The following is a 20881-nucleotide window of genomic DNA, read 5'->3' as shown; positions in this document are numbered from 1 at the left end:
ATCCCCTATCCCAATTCAGCCATTAACTATCACTATCCTGCCATTTCCTCCGAAATTCCACCGGCGTACATCCCACATTTTCCCGAAAGACCTTGCCAAAGTAACTGCCGCTGCCCAATCCGCAGGCCCGCCCAATCTCTGTGACCGACTCCCGCCCGCCGGCAAGCATCTGGCAAGCCATGCGAAGCCTTATGTCCCTGACATACTCTGTCGGCGAAACATGGAGATAATTACGGAAAAGCCGGAAACATTCCCGCTCGCTTAGATAGACTTCCGAAGCAAGCTTGGCCACCGTAAGCTTATCCGGGAAATGCTCATGGATATAAATCAGCATCTCTTTCAGCCTTTCATCGTTTTTGTCCAGCTTTGCGCCGCCCTCCGACTGAGAATAAAAACAATCAAAAAGCAAAAGCCATATCCGCGACAACGCTTCCCTGACACGAATCTCATACCCACGCTCACACTCCTGCAAATGAAACGCCTCCTGAATCAGCCCAAGAAGCCCTGCATGCCTTTCATGCTCCGGGAAAAAACCAATAATCTCCATCTGCGGCGCCGTCACCACCGGCAAAACATATTCTTTCTCAATCCGGCTCCCCTGATTTCCGGAGATAAGGGACGGTTCAAAAATATGTAGAAGCTGTACATTCTGCTCCGTATGGGACAGAGCCCTCGTCCTATGGAGCACATTGGAATTCACAAAACCGCCGGATCCGGCAGGAAACACCAGCTTTCCCTTAGGCGTGTGATATTCCAGCGCACCGCTCTCCATATAGAACAATTCTACAGCCTTATGCCAGTGCCATGGCACAGACTTACCCACATATTTATCCAGCTCGGCACAAGTCATCGTATAAGGAAAATCATCTGCAAAATCCGGCAGACGCTCTTCCTTGCTTCCTGCACAAAATTCAAATCCCTGAACAATCTTCATCGGATATCCTCCCGTTACTTTTCCTTATCCTGCCACTCCCCGAGAATATTTTACCCTGTTTTCGTTGTAATATCAATCTTGTTGCCATTAAGATCCGGAGAATCCCGCTCTGATTGCGGAAGCACAGCGATACACCGAAGATTTTGCGGCGGTCAAGGGTATCTTTGAGGGGTTGTATATCGCCACCCCCGAAACGTATGTCCTGACCCATACTTCCCAGGACGCAATCGGAATCACCACCCGAACCGGCGACTCATTAGATACATTCCAGAAAACAATCCTGGCACAGCCCGGGCTTACCAACTTAGGCATCATGAAATCCCCGGGAACCGGCAGCTCAGGCAATCAGCCGTTTAGGCAGGCTGGAACTATCTGCTGACCAGGAGCTGGAACCATTCTATGGCAGGACAGATGAAATCGGCATGATTGCAGAAACCATACATCAAGTCTGCGGCTGCCTGCGAAAAACGATTGAGGATATCGGACGGATACTTGGCGAAATGGCTGCAGGCAACATCGCCGTAGATGTGGTGAAAAACGAGGACTACTACATCGGGGACTTCCGCGCCCTTGCTGAAAGCCTGAAAAGTATCCGCACCCATTTAACCGACGTAATGCGGGACATCGCCCAGATCGCCAGCCAGGTAAACAGCGGCGCAAATCAGGTGTCCGCCGGCGCCCAATCCCTTTCCCTGGGAACCATGCAGCAGAAAGACTCCATGAGCAGGCTCGTGTCCAACGTTACAGATATCACTACCCAGATACAGAACAGCGCAGTCCGGTGCGGCAACGCCAGCAGCCTTGTGGACAAAGCCACCGACTACGCAGCCGAGGCAGATACAAAAATGGAGCAGTTGATTACTGCTACAAAAAATATCGATGAGTCCTCCTCACAGATCGGCAGTATCATAAAGACTATTGAAGATATCGCATTCCAGACAAACATCCTTGCGCTGAACGCAGCGGTAGAAGCCGCCCGTGCAGGCGAAGCCGGGCAAGGTTTCTCCGTCGTATCCGACGAAGTCCGGAACCTGGCCTCCAAGTCTGCCGAAGCTGCAAGTAATACGAGCACGTTAATTGGGCGCTCACTCAACGATGTCCGGACAGGTACAGAATCCACGAACCTGGCCATTTCCGCAATGCAGCTCATCAACGAATGCATCCAATCCATCAAAACATTGATGGATGAGATATCAGATGCCAGCGTACAGCAGTCTGAAATGATCGTGTCCGTGGAAAACCGAATCAAAGAAGTGTCTAAAGTCATCGAAGAAAATTCAGACGCCGCTGAGGAAAGCGCGGCAATCTCCAACGAACTGTCTGGTCAGGCAAAGACACTGAACCAATTAATCAGCCAGTTCCGCATTAAATAAATAATAGCCATCTTTCGGCATGAAAAGCAAATGAGGCTGCTGCAAATCTTCTATTTTGCAGCAGCCTCTTAACAAGTAACTGAACCTGACTCCAAATCAACACAAAATATCCGCATTTTCCAAAACTAGCAGCTTCTTTTTCACTTCAATGCCGCCTGCGTATCCCGTCAGGCTTCCGTCTGTCCCAACGACCCTATGGCATGGAATCATCAACGAGATCGGGTTATGTCCCACAGCCCCGCCGACTGCCTGCGCCGACATCCTGCAAAGCCCCATCTGTCCGGCGATTCGTTCTGCAATCTCACCATAAGTCATCGTCCGTCCATAGGGAATCGTACGCAGGATCTCCCACACTGCCTTGCGAAAGGGCGTTGTCTTCATAGACAGCGGCGGCATAAAGTCCGGTTCTTTTCCGTCAAAATAGATTGTAAGCCACTTGTCAGCCTCTTCAAATACAGGTAACTCTCTCGGTTCACAGTGATCCGATAACGAAGCGCCAAAATACTTCTGGCCGTCAAACCATAACCCGGTCAGCGCTTCTCCGTCGCTGGCAAGGGTTATCCCGCCAAAGGGCGAATCATAATGATGTGTATATTCCATGTTCTCAGACCTCCTGCTATGCCTTATTCTGCCAACCTGCAGACATCGACCCACCGGATGAACCCGGAGTACTCCTCCAACTCCGGAATCGTAAGCTCAATCGCACTGTTCCCGCTTCCACAGGCGGGGAAAACCGTCTCAAACCTCCGCAAGGATTCATCCAAATACACATCCACGCCCTCATTCACGGCAAACGGGCACACACCGCCCACAGCATGTCCCACCAGCTTTTTTGCATCATCCTTGGGAAGCATCTTCGCCTTCGTCCCAAACTGCGCCTTATATTTCGGGTTATCAATCCTCACATCCCCCGCTGTCACAACAAGTACTGCATGTCCATCCACCAAAAAGGAAAGTGTCTTCGCTATCCTCTGAGGCTCGCAATGGAGCGCTGCCGCCGCAAGCTCCACAGTCGCGCTGGAAACGTCAAATTCCTGAATCCGGTCCTCTATCCCATATTTCCGAAAAAAATCTTTCACTCTTTCAATCGCCATATCATTACTCCTCTTCCAACTCCATCTGCCCCACAATATAGTCCACATTCAACTCTATATCCTTCGTCCCGTCTACCCGAATCACCGGACAGTCCACAGACTCTACCCATTCCTCCACATACTGGTCTGTTCTGCCGGCAACCATTTGAAAAAAAGCCTCCTCCTTAGAACGGGGAGAAGCAAACAAATAACCCGGATCTGTCTTGGGGAAAAAGAGCCGCTCATTGTCAATAAAATGATACCCAAGCCGCTTTGACAAAGCCTTGCCAAGCGTACTCTTCCCGCTGCCGTTCAGGCCGCACATCATAATCCCGTTTCCCATATCGTCAATCATCCTCCATCGTATCCTGTCAACCGCTGACATGTAAAAGTATACCCCATAATCATTCCCTACGCAACCCGTGTACTGACCTTGGGTATAATTAAGATACCAATTCAATATTGAGAAAATCTTCAAGACATGATAAAGTATCCCCAAGGGCACACCGTAATGCATGCCCCTGGGCATTCCAATCCTCGAAAAGGAGACATAACACTATGGGAGTTTATTTGAACAGCGGGACAGCCCGCACATTATACAAAAACGAAACCAAAAAACCATACTTTATAGATAAATCACTATTACTCGAAGAACTGTTCCCATTCGTAAAAGAAGGCTCCAATTATATCTGTATCACCCGCCCGCGCCGTTTCGGGAAAACCGTAATGGCAAATATGATTGCAGCGTTTTTTTCCAACGCCCATGATACGGCAGACATTTTCGGCAAACTGCAAATCAGCAAAAGAAGCGGCTACCAAACGTATCTCAACCGATATCCAGTGATCCACATCCCGCTAAACGATATCACAAGACAATGCGCAAGCTACGAACAATACATAACCCGAATTGAAACACGTTTAATACGCGACCTAAAGAAAGCCTACCCACATATAGGGCCTGATCAAGAAGACTCAGCCATAGATATGCTGACAGACCTATACGCAGAAGACTCCTCCATACGCTTCATATTCATACTGGACGAATGGGACTTCATATTCCATCAGCCATATGTCACTGAAACGGAAAAAAAGGCATATTTGTCGTTCCTGCGAAGCCTGTTAAAAGATCGTCCCTATGTGCAGTTGGCATATATGACCGGAATCCTCCCTATAGCAAAATACTCAAGCGGCTCCGAATTAAATATGTTTATGGAATACACGATGGCAACAGAAGAAAAATATTCCACCTATTTTGGATTCACAGAAAAAGAAGTGGATATTTTATTTGAAAGATACCAGAAAAAATGTATGGACAACCCGCAAATCACCAGAGCCGGACTAAAAACATGGTACGATGGATACCACACAAAATCCAATCAACGAATTTATAATCCACGTTCCGTAATCGTCTCCCTGACCAACAACAATCTAGGCAATTACTGGACAAGTTCCGGCCCATACGACGAAATATTCTATTATATCAAAAACAACATTGCAGCAGTCAGAGAGGACCTTGTCCGGATGATATCGGGCGTATCCATTCCAATCAAAATACGGGAATACACCGCATCCTCTATGAGCCTCCAGACCAAAGACGAGATATTTTCCGCAATGGTCGTATACGGATTCCTTACCTGCGAAAAAGAAACCGTCTGCATTCCAAACAAGGAATTAATGGAGCAGTTCAGTGAAATCTCGAATCGGATATGATAAAAAAGTAAAAACGGTTCACACTTTTCTACGGCAGCCCCATTTTTCATCAACCTGAAACAGACGCCGCCCACCAAACGCCCCTTCTCCATGACAAGAATCCGCCAGGCTTTGCCCACGCAGGGATTTATGACCGCACGCTGAAACGGTGGCGCCAGTTCTCTTTTCTGGTAAGAATTTCCGGGAGGAAGCAGTCAGGGGGACCAAAGCGACGGCGAAAGAACTACCTATATTGTGAGGGTTCATTTCAGCAAGACCAGCACGTTAAGCGACAAAATCAAGCGTATGCTGAAAAATGAGATACGGTAGATCTGAAAAAGCGATAATGCAAACAAGCCGGGATTCAGAATTGCACAGGCTCCCGGCTTGTAAAATCGGGAGGTTTATGGTAATATAGAGCTACGAAAACGAGCGGGAAACAGGTGGGAAGATTGACATTGACGGATAAGCAACATCAAGAAGATTTGCAGCGTTTGCGTTTGTTAAGACCAATCGATGATGATTTATGCGTTGTCTTTTTAAGGATAACATTCCATTGGCTGAATTTGTGTTACGCATTATCACTAATAAACCTGATTTAATTATTACTGAGTGGAATTTAAAGAGTTGCCGGACACATATACAATCTTTATCATTGAAAAAGATTTTTACGGTCAGAGCGAAGCAGTTTATCCGATTGAGAGAATCAACCTTGCAACGGGTAAATCTTTTGAAGATGGGGAGCATATCCTTTATGTGAATGGTGAATATCGTGGAGAATCCGATATTGGAAAACTCATGCACGATTTTAACTGTACCCAAGCAGCTGATATGAATTTTGAATTGATGGCAAACCGAACACGGTATCTAAAAGAGAACCCAAAAGGAGTGAGCGAGATGTGTAAAATTATGGAAGATATGAGAAGTGAATCTTTAAAAGAGGTTGCTCTTCGCATGCTGTCAGCTGGAAAATATGCTCTGGAAGAAATTGCAAATATTTCTGGACTTTCTCTTGATGAAGTAAAAAAACTGAAAGCGGAACAGACAGCATAAATGATACTGACCGGGAATCTAAAAACAGATTCCCAGTCTTTTTTGTTTAACAAACTTCATCAACCTGAAACAAACTCCGCATAATTCTGCTTCTGCAGATCATACATACGCCAATATGCCCCTTTTGCCCGAACCAGCTCATCATGCGTCCCCTGTTCCACCAAATGCCCCTTCTCCATGACAAGAATCCGGTCCGCCGCCCTTGCCGCCGCAAGGCGGTGCGTAATAATCACAGCCGTCCGCTCCCTGCAAATCTCCTCAAAAAGCAGATACATATGCCGCTCCTCCAACGGGTCAATCGCCGCCGTCGGCTCGTCAAGAATCAGCATCCCGCGCTCCCGGAAACATCCTCTCGCAATCGCCGCCTTCTGCCACTGCCCTCCCGACAAATCAATCCCCCCGAACTCCCGGGACAGCATCGTGGAAAGCCCCTCAGGCATCCGCTCCACGGGAAACCCGCATTTTTGCAAAATCTTCTCCACAGTCTTCTCACACGCCTCGTCTTCACAGGCTTCCTTCATACGTCCGGCACATAAGGCATCCTCACATCCCGTTCCCATGCATCTGCCGTCCAAAGCAGCACACTCCGCCTTTATACGCCCGCTGTCTGACACCGCTACATTCTCAAAAAGCGTCATCCCATACCGCACATAATTCTGGAACACCCCGCTCAAAGAATCCGCAAAAGCCTCCCATCTTAGTTCCCCCGTACATTTCCCGTTAATCCTGAGACATCCGCCTGTCGGAAGATACTGCCCGCACAGAACTTTCAGAAGGGTAGACTTTCCTGCACCGTTCTCCCCCACCACAGCCACCGTCTCTCCGGGACGGACCACAAAACTCACATCCTTCAAAACTTCCGTCTCACATCCTGGGTAACAAAAATCCAGATGCTCTGCCCGAATCTCAGGGTTTCCCTCCCCAATCTCCGTGCTTGTCCCATTCACAGGTTCTAAGTCAAGAAACGCGGCATAATTCCTGATACTCCCATAATTCTCGCTAATCCTCCCCACATGGCCGCAGACCAGCTCCTCCATAATCCGGAACATCGTATTCAGCGACGTAAACAACGCCGCAAACGCCCCCACAGAAACGCCTCCGTTCCACACCTCCCACACAAACAGCAGCATCACGGCAAGATACCCGGCAAGCGTCAGGCTCTTAATCAACATCTGACGGACTCCGGAACTGACCTGCACCCGCCACTCCTTCCTGCCATACCTCCCCAGAGCTTCGAGAAACAGCCGCTCAAAAAAATGATACGCCCCTAAAAGCCTCGTTTCCTTAAAAAATTCCAGCTTCGTCATGCAGCCCTGGTAATACTCAAACATCCTGCGGTCCTTCACAGTCTCCTGCTCAAGCTTCGCAAAACTCCTGCTCCGATACCTCTGCTGCGCCAAAACAGGAAGAAAAATCAACAAAAGCGCGGCTAGAAAAACCGGTTTCAGCATAGCAAGATAAATCCCCATCAAAACAAAATACGGCACATAATAAGTAGCAATCAAAAAGCAGATATTCATAAAAAACACGCTCTGCTCCACACCCTTCTTGGCATTCTCATGGCGTTCCAGAAAGGAAGCGTCCTCAAACGCTTCCGCCGGGAATCTTGCCGTCTGCATCTGAAGGCGGCGGTTAAACTCCTTTACCACCCGAAAGGAAACGCCCTCAACCACAGCATTATGAACCGTGCCAAAAATCAGCCCTGCGGCAATCACTCCCGCCAGGATAAGGATACTCTCCAAAATCCCCCCGTTTCCAAACGAAAGCCATCCCCAGCCAGGCGCCGCCTCTGTCGGATGCCGCGCCGCCGCCAATACCTGCAGGTTTCCGGCAGAAACCCGTTCAAAAAATACCTGCATACAGACCGTCTGCAATACCAGAAACACACTGTGAAGGATTCCCGTCAGCAAAATAACCGACACTCCCACAGGCGCAGCACGAAATGTCAACGCAAGGATTCTTCCAAACACAAACTTTTTATGACGCTTCTTCATACCAGCTTCTCTGCACCTCATACATTTCCCTGAATTTTGATTCATAACCCATCAACTCCTCAAACGTCCCCTGCTCCAGAACACGCCCCTCTCCAAAAACAAAAATCAAATCCGCAAGACGGACAGACCCTAGCCTATGGCTGATAAATACGGTCGTCCTTCCCTGGCTCAATTTCCCATATTCCTGATACAGCCTACTCTCGCTGACCGGATCTAAGGACGCAGACGGCTCGTCCAGAATACAGATTGGGGCGTCGCTTACAAACGCACGGGCAAGTGCAAGCTTCTGCCACTGCCCGCCGGAAGCCTCCCCATTATCCTGTTCAAACTTTCCAAGCGTCGTATCGATCCCGTCAGCCAAACTATCCACAAACTCCGAAAGCCCTACCTGTTCCAGCGCAAGACGGATCTTCCCGGCATCCGGCCGCTTCCCCAACGTGCTTTGCCCAAACGCCGCACCTCCAATCCCAACCATCTCCCTGACCGAAATCTGATATCTGGCAAAATCCTGAAAAACAACCGCATACAGGCCCTTCTTCTCCTGCGGGCTATACTCCCTAAGCTCCCTCCCATTCACAAGAATCCTTCCCTCATATGAATCATAAAGCCCCGTCATCAGCTTAATCACCGTAGACTTCCCGGCGGCATTCGCCCCGGTAAATGCATAATGCTTCCCCGCCTCCAGCCGGAAACACACGTCTCTTAGCACATATTTTTCCGTCCCCGGGTAACAAAACGACACATGCTCAAACACAAGCTCCCCAAACCCTGCAAAAGCGTTGTCCGGCGCCTCCAAAATGTCCTCTCCTTCTTCGGGAAGCCCCATAAAATCAACCAAATCCTTCCTAAATTCCCGATTTCCAGACAACTGTTTCAACAACTCCGACAACTGCTGCACCATGATTGAAACCACGTTCAAAAGCTGGGAAGCGGCAGAGACAAAAATCCCCACCGATATCTCCCCGCTTCCCAACGGAAGAAGCAGCGCCAGAATCATAAAAACGGAAATCATTGCAGCCGCCAGCCCATAACCCCGGGCAGCAAAAAAATACTTCAAAAAAGACTTCATATACAACCGGGAAGCCAAATCATACTCCCGGCTCCATTTCCCCTGCAAAAATCCGGTAAAAGAAAAAAGGTTCCTCTCCAAAACATCTTCACGGCTGTTCAGCAATTCATCATAATACCCATATCTGCGCATATGTCCCGAGACCTCTTTGCCAACCTGGTACATATTCTCCCCATTCTTTTTCGCCAGATACACCAACGGAAGAAACAGCAAAAACAGGAACAGGCCGCACCACCACACCCGGGCGCTGACAATTCCCCCAATTCCCAGCACCCGGACGCCAATCACAGCAATGCTCAGCATAATATACAGACCGTCCACAATCTCTTTCTCAGGATTCTTCGCAAGACGCCCAATCTGATCCTGCACCCTCTGATTCTCAACCAGATAATAAGGCAGGCAAGCCGTCTTCCTCGTAAGTTCTGCCCGGACTCCCTCCCGGACTCTCTGGGTCAACCTGCACAGAATAAACTGAACCGATTCATTCACCACCCACGTAACGCCAATTACCAAAATCCAAAGAATCACCAGCAGGAAAATATCCGCCCCGACCTCATGGGACACAAACACGCCCGAAACCGCATCAATAAACCTTGCCGTAAGCAGCATCTCAACCAACGGCAGAATCCCCGCCGATACCTTCGCAAAAATCAGACCGTATGTACATAGCTTCCCATACTGCCTGTTCTTTAGGAAATAAAATCCTTTTTTATCCCGCCATGCTCCATCCATATTACTTCATCAAACTCCTTCAGTCTCTCCGACAAATCATGTGTAACCATAATCAAAGTCGTCTCCGAATCCATCTCTTTCAGCAGATAATCCAGATAAACCTCCCGCGTAAAAGGGTCAACGGCAGAAAAGGGTTCATCCATCAAAATAATCTGAGTATGCGCCAGCAACATGCGCAGAAATCCCAATGTCTGCCGCTCCCCTCCGCTCATATCCTGACAGTTATCCGCCTCCGTCCTCCCTGCCACAGCGTCAAGCACCGGATTGCCAAGCCTCCTCTTCAACTCACAAAGCAAATCATCCGGATACGCCCCAAACACCGTCACATTATCCCAAAAACCTGCCCGGAAAACATGCTCGCCCTGATGGACGCAGGAAACCAGTTCCGAAACATCCAGTTTTGCAAGGGGTACGCCGTCAATCAAAACCTCCCCCTCCTCCGCCTCCAAATCTCCGGTAAGCAGATTCATAACCGTAGACTTCCCAGAACCGCTATGTCCCGTCAGCGCATACTTCTTCCCCTTCTCAAAAGAATAAGAAAAATGCTCCATCGAAAACCCGTCAAAATGAACACTGACATTATCAAGACGAATCGCTTCATTAAGAGTATCCGCCTTCTCCCTCCCATCCGGCTCTCTTTCCGCCAGGAAATCCATAACCTTCCGCTTTACCTCTGCCACCGACTGAATTGCACTCACATCATATAAAATTGACTGAATCGGAGACAGGAAACTATCCACATAACCAAAAGTGGCGACGCATGTACCAATCGTTATCTCCCCCTTCGCCAGCAGGATTCCCGCCGCCGCAAAACTCGCAATCCGAATCACCCGCACCGCCATATCATTGACGGCAATGGAAGCCGATTTTGCCTTTCCATACAGCCTGCGTTTCCCACACATCTCCTCGAGTTTCTCATCCTGCACGCCGATAAACTGCCGCCTCGTTCGGGAATTCACAAGTGCGAACCCCTCGAGCAAATCCTTGACCACTCCCGTGTACTCGGCAATCTTCTCCTGATGCACACTGCGCGCCGACGCCATCTTATCTCCAAATAATTTCGGTCCCGCCACAGTCACGATTGATGAAAGAAATAACACCAATCCAATCCTCCAGTCCACCAATCCGAAAATCACAACGCCATAGATGAGAAACATATTAATGGAGCGAACAATGTCAACCATAGGCTGTACATAATCCATCTCCACCGCCGCCAAATCATTACTCTGCCATGACAGATACGTACCAATATCATGCTTCACAAACTCCTTCTTAGGCTGCCGCACCACACTCTTAAAAAAATCGTGTTTCATCGCCCGCTCTATCCCGATTCCCTGTGCAAATGTCGCTCTCATTCCAACATAATTAATCAAAACATCTAGCACATGAAAAACAGCATACCAGAAAATTACCGTCAGTTTTTGGTCAGAATCAAACAACAATTTCTGTAGATACGGATACATAGACGCCAACAAAGTACAGACAAAATCTGCCGCAATCTGGAAAATAATAAATGGCATAACTTTTCTCACATAAAATCCCATTCCACGCTTTTTCACAACAAAATCCCCTCCTATCCATATCCAAAACAGAAACAAATTATTACTCAATCTGGTGCAAAAAAAAGAGAATCGAGCAACAAAAATCCTACTGTTATTATATCATAAACCACCTTGAAAATCTTCATTTTATTCCCAAAAATCTGAATATATTTCTTTAAAATTACTGTCTAAAACCTCTCAGAACCAACAAAATTCATATCTATTTTTCTATGTCGAACAACGTCGAAAAGAACTACAAACATATTCACAAGTTCCAACAGACATCAAATACAGGTTTAAAAATCAATCTGTTGCAAAAATTTATATTCGTAGCGCTTGACATTTATAAGGAAAACAATCAAAATAAAGCTATAAAGAATCGGCTGGACGGATGGCTTACTTTTCTAAGTAGTGATACCCCTGAGGATATCATTGCATTAACAGAAAAGTGAAAACCAGTATCTAAAAGCTGAAATCGAACATCTCAAAAAAGAGATGGAAAAAATCCGCAATTAGAAACATACAAGATAAGGAAAACAACCGAGGAAAGCCATGTTGAAAAGTGGGAAAAAAGTACTCCCCGTTATCTTACGGGAACTCAAAATTTTAAAAGAAGCAAACAAAAACTATTTATACTTATGTATGCTGGCAGCCATGCTGTGCGCCGGCATCAAACCAACCCTGTTAGCCGTAATCCCCAAAATCTTCGTATCATGGATGTGTACAGGCAATACAGGGAACCAAAACGCATACGCAATCGCGTGTATATTTGCAGCAATACTGTTAGCAGGACTCATTGGAATCCTGTGCGACAACATCCTTGAAATGCGTTTAGTAGAACTACGCCGCGACGAACTGCAAAAATATCAGAAATGGTATCAGCAAATCGATTATCACCACTTAGAAGACGCTGCCTTTTCTACCAAAAATCAGAGCGCCATCGACGCGTTAGGCGGCTACGATGGATTCTACGGCACATACATGGCTCTGATTGATATGGGAAAATATGTGGCAACCTTTATCCTGTGCGGCGCATCCCTACTCCGTTTCCACATTGGCATCATATGTATCTGTCTGCTATCGGTATATCTCAGTGGAAAACTCAACGCCTGCATCGCAGCAAGCATTGAAAAAAACGAACCGGCAAGAGCAAAACTGAATAAACAAAAAAGCTATTTTTCCGAAATAGGCTACGATTTTTCTTATGGAAAAGACATCCGAATCTTCACACTTTCCGGTATGCTAAAGAAAAAATTCGTCTCAAAATCCGAAGAATATGTCTGCAACCAGCAAGGCATCTTCCGCCGGAAACGGAATCTCGGTTTCCTGAACGAACTGCTGGTATGTACACGCAATCTGAGCGTCTGCCTGATACTGGCATTCGAGTATTACTCTGGGAACATCGACCTGAGCCAGGTAACGCTATATCTTGGAATGACGATCGCCCTGAATCAGGCTTTGGATTCCGCTTCCGACAAACGGGTGGAATTGATACAGCACGCTGTCTACAGCTCCCATTACTTCGACCTGATAGACGACAAGAGCTACATCAGCCAACACAACGGCAAAGACCTTCCCGGAGGGCATATCGGGACAATCCAGTTCTCACATGTATCCTTCCGCTACCCAACATCCGAAAAACTGGTGTTGAACAATATCAACTTCCAAATCGCTCCCGGTGAAAAGATTGCATTCGTGGGAATCAACGGCGCAGGGAAAAGCACCATCATCAAACTGCTCACCCGGCTGTTCGACGCAACCGCAGGGGAAGTCCTGATAAACGGGGTAAATATCAACACCATCGATAAAGACATCTACTACCGGAAAGTCTCTGTCGTATATCAGGATATCAACATTTACGCCGCCAGCATCCTTGAAAACGTCACAGGCTATACGGAAGACACAACCAGCCGGGAACGTGCAGTCCAATGCCTGAAAGCAATGAATCTGGATAAAAAGATCGAAACCCTTCCCCGGCGGTATGACACCTCCCTGCTGAAAATCATCGACGAAAACGGCATCGAAATATCCGGCGGAGAGGCGCAGAAAACCGCCATTGCAAGGGCATTGTACAAGGAAGCTGACCTGTATATCATGGACGAGCCCACCTCCGCCTTAGACGCTTTGGCAGAGATGGAAGTCTATGAACTATTCAGCCAAGCCGCAATGGCGAAAACGGTAATCTTCATCTCCCATCGCCTATCCAGCACCAAATTCTGTGACCGGATTTACCTCCTGTCCCCAGAGGGCATAGAAGAAGCAGGGACACACGAAGAACTGATGGAGAAAAGGGGAAAATATTACAACATGTTCATAACCCAGGGAAAATATTATAGAAAAGGAAAGGAAAACAATGGCATTAGGGAGAATACTGATTAAATTTATCCGCATTGCATATCAGGCATACCGGAAAATGTTTGGGGTCGTCCTATTCCGCTGCCTCGTCTATGCTGCACAGGCATTTTACATCGCAATGTTTGTATCGCTTATCATCAAATGCTTAGAGTCCAGGCGGCTAAAGGACGGGGTCGCAGGAATTATTGTCTGGGTACTGGCAGGGACAGGGATTTATCTGTTAAAAAGATTTTCAGATTATCTATATGAAACCAATCAGGAACGGATGAAAGAAAGGCTGGATCACATTATATTTGATAAGATTTGCCGCATACCTTACGAATATCTTGAAAACCCTTATTATCTTGATTTGGTCAAAAGAGCAAAATTCTGCATCAAAGAAGAAGGCTGTATAGATTCCGTCTTCCGGCGGGGATTCGGATTTATACAGAATGTATTCGTCCTCGCCAGCATATCCGGAATCCTAATCCATTTTGATCGGATAGTATTTATCATTCTGGCAGGCGCGGCGGTTTTGAATATTATTTTCTATATGATATTTGTACACATTGAACAGGATTTTTTTGAGAAAAGCGTAGAAATCGACCGCAAATATGTATACTATTTGGATACACTGTTATCCAAGGAATATGGCAAGGATTATCGGTTTTACACAGTCGGAAAATTACTGCTTGAAAAATTCGGACAGTTCTCAGGCAAACTGACACAGTATTTTGACTGGTATCGCAAAAAAGTTATCCTAATTCAGGGAATTGTGGAGACAGTCAAATATATCTCCATGATAGGGATTTATTTCTCCGTATTCCGTAAAACGATGAAGCTGAAACTTACGGTATCCTCATTCAGCTTCTATGCCACGCTTGGAATCACATTTCTCAATACGGTATCCGAATGTATCGAAAATGTCATGCGGTTCTATATGTTCCTGAAATATGCCGAACCAATGATTGAGCTTATGGAGCTAAAAGAAGAGATTTCCGACGGTACGCTTGAATTGGGGAACATAGAAACCCTTGAATTCCGGAACGTGACATTCACCTATCCCAACAGCTCCAACGCCGTGTTAAAGGATGTATCCTTTGCCATCCATAAAAGGGAAAAAATATCCATCGTAGGGCTTAATGGAGCGGGCAAAACAACGATCGTTAAGCTTTTATGCAGGCTATACCAGCCAAACGAAGGGGAAATTCTGGTAAACAACCAGCCAATCAACAACTACCAGTATTCGTCATACATAGCACAGATATCCACACTGTTTCAGGATTTCCGCCTGTTTGCAGTCAGTGTGGAGGAAAATGTCGCCGATGTGAACGCCAACGGGCAGGATATTCTGGAGATACTCCGGAAAGTAAACCTGAAAGACAAAGTGGAGGCGCTGCCCCAAGGTGCGAAAAGCATTTACTCGAAAGTATATGATGAGGACGGCGTTGAATTCTCAGGCGGGGAGGAACAAAAACTGGCTCTGGCAAGAATGCTGAATAAAAGAAGCAGTTTGAAAATTTTGGACGAACCTACCTCGGCAATGGACCCTTATGCAGAAGCAGAATTCTACCAGACCTTCGATGCATTAGCGGGGGAAAGCATGGTCATCTATATCTCCCACCGGATGTCCTCCTCGGTTCTGGCTGACCGGATTCTCGTGATTGAGAACGGGACAGTCGCAGATTTTGACACCCATGAGAAACTTCTGGCGAAGAAAGGGCGGTATCAGGAACTTTTCAATATTCAGGCGGAACATTACAGTTAGCATTGTATGCTTGACAAAGACATTAAAGTGGGCGCAAAATACAGCATCTATTTTGCGCCTGCTTCCGTGTTTTTCATGCGCACGGACAAAAGAAGCCCTAAAACATGAATTGCAATCCCCAGTATAAACGGCAATTTATTGCCAATCTCATACGCCACCCCGCCTAACAAAGCTCCTATACTGGAAGATACCAGACTCACACTGCCAATCATCCCCCAGAATTTGTCCACCTCTTCGTCCGTAAAATTCACAAACACATAAGAGTTCGCCGCATTATTCAGTATGGAGGCAAGACCTCCAAATATGACAGCGAAAGTAAATATGTAAACATTAGAACTGCAATACATACATGCTATGATAATAAAAATAACAATGTCCAACTGAAACATCCTCTTTTTATTATATTTATCTACAATCATTCCACCTACAATTGCCAGCGCCGACGTTATCACTGTAGATGTAGAAAACAGAAAAAATATACTGTTTTCCTGAATCCCAATGTCCTTTGCCACAAGGGGCACATACTCTGCGCATTCTGCCCCGATTCCCAGAATAAAGGTAACGGCAAGATAAAAAACCAACTCCTTGCTTACGCCTGTATGTTTTCCTTTTTCTTGCTTTTCCGGTGTTTCCTCTTCGTCCCGGTCTTCTGCTTTCTTCCGGACTTTTTTATCAATATAGCTTACGGTAACATATATAACGGCAAAAATACAGAAATAAAATATCCATATTGCATTGGTACTATCGCTGATTCCCTTTATAATGCCTACGATAAACAACCCCAGAAAACACCCTGCGTACAGGAAAACATCCCGGATTCCAAAGACCTTTCCTACATGCTCTTTTCCTGCCTCTTTTCCAAGAAGGGGATTTAAAATAACATTCAATACGCTGGTTGTAATGATTATCATCGAAAGTCCTGCTAATACAATAAATGTAGGAAGGCGGTTCAAAAATATGAGCATAACCGCCATATCCACAAGCAGCCATATTTTCAGGCAATTCATCTTCTTTTTTATTGACCACAGGGAAATCGGAATGATGACAAGCGCCCGCATGATTTTCGTGAAGGACAGCAATCCGCCGTATAGCCCCATATTAATATCAAGTTTTTTAAAATATAAAGGGATTACGATATCTATACTATCTGATATCATAAAATATAAGAAAAAAATAGCAAACATAACCGGCACATTTTTACTCATTGATTTGCGGAACAGTTTCCTTTCCATCTCTCATCCTTCTTTCTATTTCTCATTCAAATCTATAATATCCGTTTCCACAATAAAATGTATCTCACAAAAAGTAAACCCTCTATTGTTTATGCGAACATGTACTATAGTTATATTAAATATTTTCAACCGCATACAATGGCAAATTCACCATCCACTCCTGCTCTCTGTAATCGGACATGGAAATTCGCACCGCATATTCCGGCTCAAACTTCTTACAATAGGCTTTTAAACTCTGCGCCCGTAAGTTTTCCTCTGCCTTTACCTCCACGGGTACAATCTTCTTCCCTTTCTGAATCATAAAATCCATCTCATAGGTTGACTTACTGCCCGCATAATAATAAGGCGTATACTTTGCAGACGACACAATCTGCTGCATCACATACTGTTCAGATAACGCGCCCTTAAATTCTGTAAAAATATCGCTTCCTTCCAGAATAGATTCTGCATCCAATTCACTCAAAGCCCCCAGCAGACCTACATCTACGATAAATAACTTAAATGCACTAAAATCAATATATGCTTTCAGCGGCATAGCCGGTTTATTTACCCGGTATACCTTTTTAATCAGACCACAGTCCAACAGCCACTCTATCGCAATCTCAAAATCTTTCATCCTTGCCCCCTGCCTGATCTGCCCAAAGAAGAACTTCTTATTCTCCTTCGCCAGCTGCATGGGAATAGAATTCCAGACCATCCGGATTCGCGCAAGCTCCCCTCCGGATGCATGCTTGCCGAAATCGGCTTCGTACTGTCCTAAGATGGCTGTCTGTAACCTGCGCACTCCAGCATAATCTTTGTGCTCACTGAAAAACTGCACGACCTCCGGCATCCCTCCGACAAAATAATAATTCTTCAGCCAGAATATATATTTATCACGGAAATTCCCCATCAGACCATAGTCTTTCACAGGAATCAGATCCGCCAACGCTTTTTCACCCATCGCTTCCAAAAATTCCCGATAATCCATGGGATGTAGTTCCAGCGTATCCACCTTCCCTACCGGGAACGAAACTCCTCCGTGAATAGCAACTCCAAGCAGCGAGCCTGCGGCAATCACAGCATACTCCGGAGCATTTTCACAGAAATACTTCAAAGCCTCAAGAGCGCGCGGCGCTTCCTGAATCTCATCAAAAATAATCAGCGTATCCTCAGGGGTGGCTTCCAGCTTAGCCTCAACATTAATGCTCATAATAATCCGATGGATATCGTAATCATCATCAAATACCCTTTTCATCCTCTGGTTATTATAAAATGTAATATATGCTGTTTTTTTGAAATGCAGTCTCCCAAACTCCTTCATCAGCCACGTCTTCCCCACCTGTCTGGCGCCTTTTAAAAGCATTGGTTTTCGGTTCTCTTTTTGTTTCCACAAAAGCAACTCCTGCATAGCATAGCGTTCCATCCAATCGCCCTCCATTTTCTGCTCATTTAATTCTTGATTTAAACATTTTTTCTGCCCATTTTAACGTAAATATCTACACTTTTTCTTTATATTATTACGAATATTATACGCACAAACCTGACTTTTCGTCAACCGCCAAACCTGTCGGTGGTAATTTTATCAACTACCACTTTACCCGCTATTCTTTACATGATATAATCATATCGTTCGGTAACCAGTTGGCAAAATCCAACAAAACCAGACCGGCTTGGCAAGATATGAAAATATAACTACCAGGAGGAAGCAAGAATGATTACGATGGAACACGTATGCAAATCGTACAAGATTGCAAAAAGAAACGCAGGCTTTGGCGCTGCCTGTAAAGCGCTCTTTCACAGGGAGCATGAACTCATTCATGCCCTAAGCGACGTATCCTTCACCATCGGCGACGGCGAGATGGTGGGCTACATCGGTCCTAATGGAGCCGGAAAAAGCTCCACAATCAAAATTCTAAGCGGAATATTGACCCCTGACAGCGGAACCGTCCTTGTGGACGGGCGTATCCCCCATAAAAACCGCATCCGGCACGTCCGGGAAATCGGCGTCGTGTTCGGGCAGCGTTCCCAGTTATGGTGGGATGTCCCCGTCATTGATTCTTTTGAATTACTGAAAGACATCTATTCTATCCCGGATTCCCAATATAGGAAGAGTCTCGAAGAACTGACAGAATTACTGAACTTAAAGGAACTTCTGCGCTCCCCAACAAGGCAGCTCTCCCTCGGGCAGCGGATGCGCTGTGAAATTGCCGCTTCCCTGCTGCACCGCCCGCGCATTCTATTTCTGGACGAACCGACCATCGGGCTTGACGCAGTGTCCAAATTGGCAGTCCGCGACTTTATTTTACAACAGAATCAAAACCATAAAACTACCGTGATTCTCACCACCCACGATATGCAAGACATCGAAGCCCTGACAAACCGCATTATCCTCATCGGCAAGGGACGGCTTCTGCTGGACGGCACAATCGACGATATCAAAAAAGGCGGCGAAAGTATCGACGAGACGGTGGCGGAGCTGTACCGCTCCTATGACATTTAGGAAAGGGGATATGAAGAATGAAGAAATACCTATCCTTTTTCCGGTTAAGATTTTCAATGGGGCTCCAATACCGCGCCGCCGCCCTTGCCGGGGTTGTGACCCAGTTTGCATGGGGATTTATGGAAATCATGGTCTTCCGTGCATTTTACCGCGCCGACCCGGGAGCCTTTCCCATGAGCTTTTCTGCCACGGCGTCGTACGTCTGGCTGCAGCAGGCGTTTCTTGCCCTGTTCGCGCCATGGTTGATGGAACAGGAAATCTTCAGCTCCATCGTGAACGGAAACGTCGTATACGAACTATGCCGCCCGCTCAGTATCTACAATATGTGGTTTTCCCGCAGCGCAGCAACTCGCCTGTCGAAAGCCGTTTTAAGATGTTTCCCTATCCTTGTGGTCGCCGCATTCCTCCCAAGCCCCTATGGAATCGTACCGCCCGCAAGCCGGCGGCACTTCATTCTGTTTCTGGCAGCCTTAATTCTGGGACTGGCAATGACGGTATCCTTCTGTGTCCTAATCTACATACTGGCGTTTTTCACCATTTCGCCCCAAGGACTACAGATGATATTCATCACACTGACAGACTTTTTCAGCGGTGGAATCATCCCACTTCCATTTTTTCCGGAGAAAATGCGGGAGTTCATGGAACTCTTGCCTTTTGCGGCTACTCAGAACGTCCCGCTGCGCATCTATAGCGGGAGCATGACAGTTCCGGAAATCCAAAAGGCAATCTTCCTACAGCTCTTCTGGCTTGTGACCGTCACGGCAATCGGGAAGCTGCTCTGCCTTGCGGCACAGAAACGTGTTACTGTACAAGGAGGTTGAAATACAATGCGGCTTTATTTCCATTATGTATCGATCAATATCCGATGTACGATGCAGTATAAGGCTTCGTTTTTACTGACGGCAATCGGGCAATTTCTGGTGTCATTTACCATATTTCTGGGAATATTTTTTATGTTCCAAAGATTTTCTAAAGTAGAGGGTTTTACCTACAGCGAAGTGCTGTTATGTTTTGCAATCATGCTGATGGAATTTTCTCTTGCAGAAATGTTCGCCAGAGGGTTCGACCAGTTCTCCGGCTTGGTAAAGACCGGGGAGTTCGACCGTATACTGGTTCGTCCCCGGAATGAAATTATTCAGGTATTAGGCAGCAAATTTGAACTCACACGTATTGGAAGGATGATGCAGGCAGTCGTGATGTTTATCTATGGGATTGCAAAAAGTGAGATTACATGGAGCGTTACTAAACTCCTTACCGTCGTCTTTATGCTGGCTGGGGGAACTGTGGTCTTCACTGCCCTGTTTCTGATTTATGCGGCATTATGCTTCTTTACGCTGGACGGATTGGAATTCATGAATATATTCACGGACGGCGCAAGAGAATTCGGCAAATATCCGGTGGGAGTATATGGGAATGGAATCCTTATCTTTGCGACATTCTGTATCCCATATGCGCTGGTACAGTATTATCCCCTGCTGTATATCCTTGGGCGAAGGACGGAGATCTTCCTGATGTTCTTACCGATACTTGCCTGCTGGTTTATCGTTCCGGCACTCCTATTATGGCGGTTCGGGGTAAGACACTATAAATCCAGCGGGTCTTAGGGC

At 46.4% G+C, this 20881-nt stretch carries 17 protein-coding genes and 2 pseudogenes; 10 read left to right on the top strand and 9 right to left on the bottom strand.

Going from position 1 to position 20881, the window contains the following annotated elements; all coding sequences use genetic code 11:
- Positions 1-22: 22 nt before the first annotated feature.
- Positions 23-934, bottom strand: a complete 912-nt coding sequence (locus AC6I3O_RS06090) for a helix-turn-helix domain-containing protein (protein WP_497850098.1) — start codon at positions 932-934, stop codon at positions 23-25.
- Between the two features lie 422 nt (positions 935-1356).
- Here AC6I3O_RS06090 and AC6I3O_RS06085 point away from each other — a divergent pair, with 422 nt between their 5' ends.
- Complete coding sequence (locus AC6I3O_RS06085; protein WP_497850097.1) at positions 1357-2307, top strand: methyl-accepting chemotaxis protein; 951 nt, start codon at positions 1357-1359, stop codon at positions 2305-2307.
- Positions 2308-2403: 96 nt separating this feature from the next.
- Here AC6I3O_RS06085 and AC6I3O_RS06080 read toward each other — a convergent pair whose 3' ends face one another.
- From AC6I3O_RS06080 to AC6I3O_RS06070, 3 genes are read right to left on the bottom strand one after another with little or no spacing between them, the layout of a single operon-like run.
- On the bottom strand, positions 2404-2907 hold the full coding sequence (locus AC6I3O_RS06080) for a methylated-DNA--[protein]-cysteine S-methyltransferase (RefSeq protein WP_497850096.1): 504 nt from the start codon (positions 2905-2907) through the stop codon (positions 2404-2406).
- Between the two features lie 23 nt (positions 2908-2930).
- On the bottom strand, positions 2931-3401 hold the full coding sequence (locus AC6I3O_RS06075; protein ID WP_497850095.1) for a YbaK/EbsC family protein: 471 nt from the start codon (positions 3399-3401) through the stop codon (positions 2931-2933).
- Positions 3402-3405: 4 nt separating this feature from the next.
- On the bottom strand, positions 3406-3765 hold the full coding sequence (locus tag AC6I3O_RS06070) for an AAA family ATPase (RefSeq protein WP_497850094.1): 360 nt from the start codon (positions 3763-3765) through the stop codon (positions 3406-3408).
- Positions 3766-3938: 173 nt separating this feature from the next.
- On the opposite strand from AC6I3O_RS06070, the gene AC6I3O_RS06065 reads away from it, so the two are divergent.
- The 4 genes and pseudogenes from AC6I3O_RS06065 (at position 3939) to AC6I3O_RS06050 (ending at position 6122) form a co-directional block, all read left to right on the top strand.
- Positions 3939-5090 (top strand): AAA family ATPase, encoded by a 1152-nt coding sequence (locus AC6I3O_RS06065; protein ID WP_497850093.1) that lies wholly within the window; start codon positions 3939-3941, stop codon positions 5088-5090.
- 95 nt (positions 5091-5185) lie between these two features.
- A pseudogene (locus AC6I3O_RS06060) lies at positions 5186-5328 on the top strand (ATP-binding protein); the annotation flags it as partial.
- A pseudogene (locus AC6I3O_RS06055) lies at positions 5310-5399 on the top strand (TnpW family protein); the annotation flags it as partial. The pseudogenes AC6I3O_RS06060 and AC6I3O_RS06055, both read left to right, overlap by 19 nt.
- Before the next feature lie 297 nt (positions 5400-5696).
- Complete coding sequence (locus AC6I3O_RS06050) at positions 5697-6122, top strand: hypothetical protein (RefSeq protein WP_497850092.1); 426 nt, start codon at positions 5697-5699, stop codon at positions 6120-6122.
- Positions 6123-6181: 59 nt separating this feature from the next.
- Here AC6I3O_RS06050 and AC6I3O_RS06045 read toward each other — a convergent pair whose 3' ends face one another.
- From AC6I3O_RS06045 to AC6I3O_RS06035, 3 genes are read right to left on the bottom strand one after another with little or no spacing between them, the layout of a single operon-like run.
- Positions 6182-8161 carry an ATP-binding cassette domain-containing protein gene (locus tag AC6I3O_RS06045; RefSeq protein ID WP_497850091.1) on the bottom strand — a complete coding sequence of 660 codons (1980 nt, stop codon included), beginning with the start codon at positions 8159-8161 and terminating at the stop codon, positions 6182-6184.
- A complete protein-coding gene (locus AC6I3O_RS06040) occupies positions 8100-9917 on the bottom strand; it encodes an ABC transporter ATP-binding protein (RefSeq protein WP_497850090.1) in 1818 nt (605 codons plus the stop codon). The genes AC6I3O_RS06045 and AC6I3O_RS06040 overlap by 62 nt, the downstream gene beginning before the upstream one ends.
- On the bottom strand, positions 9875-11476 hold the full coding sequence (locus tag AC6I3O_RS06035) for an ATP-binding cassette domain-containing protein (RefSeq protein WP_497850089.1): 1602 nt from the start codon (positions 11474-11476) through the stop codon (positions 9875-9877). Before AC6I3O_RS06035 ends, AC6I3O_RS06040 begins: the two co-directional genes overlap by 43 nt.
- Before the next feature lie 534 nt (positions 11477-12010).
- Between AC6I3O_RS06035 and AC6I3O_RS06030 the strand changes: the two genes are divergently transcribed.
- Entirely contained in the window at positions 12011-13837 is a 1827-nt protein-coding gene (locus AC6I3O_RS06030; protein ID WP_497850088.1) for an ABC transporter ATP-binding protein, read from the top strand.
- A complete protein-coding gene (locus tag AC6I3O_RS06025; RefSeq protein WP_497850087.1) occupies positions 13812-15560 on the top strand; it encodes an ABC transporter ATP-binding protein in 1749 nt (582 codons plus the stop codon). Before AC6I3O_RS06030 ends, AC6I3O_RS06025 begins: the two co-directional genes overlap by 26 nt.
- Before the next feature lie 47 nt (positions 15561-15607).
- Here the strand turns inward: AC6I3O_RS06025 and AC6I3O_RS06020 are convergent, their stop codons facing one another.
- Both AC6I3O_RS06020 and AC6I3O_RS06015 read right to left on the bottom strand, forming a co-directional pair.
- A complete protein-coding gene (locus tag AC6I3O_RS06020; RefSeq protein WP_497850086.1) occupies positions 15608-16792 on the bottom strand; it encodes an MFS transporter in 1185 nt (394 codons plus the stop codon).
- 115 nt (positions 16793-16907) lie between these two features.
- Positions 16908-18197: an ATP-binding protein gene (locus tag AC6I3O_RS06015; RefSeq protein ID WP_497850085.1), complete on the bottom strand. Its 1290-nt coding sequence runs from the start codon at positions 18195-18197 to the stop codon at positions 16908-16910.
- 288 nt (positions 18198-18485) lie between these two features.
- Between AC6I3O_RS06015 and AC6I3O_RS06010 the strand changes: the two genes are divergently transcribed.
- From AC6I3O_RS06010 to AC6I3O_RS06000, 3 genes are read left to right on the top strand one after another with little or no spacing between them, the layout of a single operon-like run.
- The gene (locus AC6I3O_RS06010) at positions 18486-19274 is read left to right on the top strand and encodes an ABC transporter ATP-binding protein (RefSeq protein ID WP_497850084.1); all 789 of its coding nucleotides are present in this window, start codon (positions 18486-18488) and stop codon (positions 19272-19274) included.
- A 17-nt stretch (positions 19275-19291) separates the two neighbouring features.
- Positions 19292-20095, top strand: coding sequence for an ABC transporter permease (locus AC6I3O_RS06005; RefSeq protein WP_497850083.1), 804 nt, complete (start codon positions 19292-19294; stop codon positions 20093-20095).
- Between the two features lie 6 nt (positions 20096-20101).
- Positions 20102-20878 (top strand): ABC transporter permease, encoded by a 777-nt coding sequence (locus AC6I3O_RS06000; RefSeq protein ID WP_497850082.1) that lies wholly within the window; start codon positions 20102-20104, stop codon positions 20876-20878.
- The last annotated feature ends 3 nt before the right edge of the window (positions 20879-20881 follow it).

The organism is Sporofaciens sp. St.21A7 (assembly GCF_059728535.1).
This window is presented reverse-complemented; position numbering and strand designations above follow the sequence as displayed.

Coding starts and splice junctions, on each gene's coding strand:
- AC6I3O_RS06090 (WP_497850098.1), bottom strand. CDS start 934: ATGAAGATTGTTCAGGGATTTGAATTTTGTGCAGGAAGCAAGGAAGAG.
- AC6I3O_RS06085 (WP_497850097.1), top strand. CDS start 1,357: ATGATTGCAGAAACCATACATCAAGTCTGCGGCTGCCTGCGAAAAACG.
- AC6I3O_RS06080 (WP_497850096.1), bottom strand. CDS start 2,907: ATGGAATATACACATCATTATGATTCGCCCTTTGGCGGGATAACCCTT.
- AC6I3O_RS06075 (WP_497850095.1), bottom strand. CDS start 3,401: ATGGCGATTGAAAGAGTGAAAGATTTTTTTCGGAAATATGGGATAGAG.
- AC6I3O_RS06070 (WP_497850094.1), bottom strand. CDS start 3,765: ATGTCAGCGGTTGACAGGATACGATGGAGGATGATTGACGATATGGGA.
- AC6I3O_RS06065 (WP_497850093.1), top strand. CDS start 3,939: ATGGGAGTTTATTTGAACAGCGGGACAGCCCGCACATTATACAAAAAC.
- AC6I3O_RS06045 (WP_497850091.1), bottom strand. CDS start 8,161: ATGAATCAAAATTCAGGGAAATGTATGAGGTGCAGAGAAGCTGGTATG.
- AC6I3O_RS06040 (WP_497850090.1), bottom strand. CDS start 9,917: ATGGATGGAGCATGGCGGGATAAAAAAGGATTTTATTTCCTAAAGAAC.
- AC6I3O_RS06030 (WP_497850088.1), top strand. CDS start 12,011: ATGTTGAAAAGTGGGAAAAAAGTACTCCCCGTTATCTTACGGGAACTC.
- AC6I3O_RS06025 (WP_497850087.1), top strand. CDS start 13,812: ATGGCATTAGGGAGAATACTGATTAAATTTATCCGCATTGCATATCAG.
- AC6I3O_RS06020 (WP_497850086.1), bottom strand. CDS start 16,792: ATGGAAAGGAAACTGTTCCGCAAATCAATGAGTAAAAATGTGCCGGTT.
- AC6I3O_RS06015 (WP_497850085.1), bottom strand. CDS start 18,197: ATGGAACGCTATGCTATGCAGGAGTTGCTTTTGTGGAAACAAAAAGAG.
- AC6I3O_RS06010 (WP_497850084.1), top strand. CDS start 18,486: ATGATTACGATGGAACACGTATGCAAATCGTACAAGATTGCAAAAAGA.
- AC6I3O_RS06005 (WP_497850083.1), top strand. CDS start 19,292: ATGAAGAAATACCTATCCTTTTTCCGGTTAAGATTTTCAATGGGGCTC.
- AC6I3O_RS06000 (WP_497850082.1), top strand. CDS start 20,102: ATGCGGCTTTATTTCCATTATGTATCGATCAATATCCGATGTACGATG.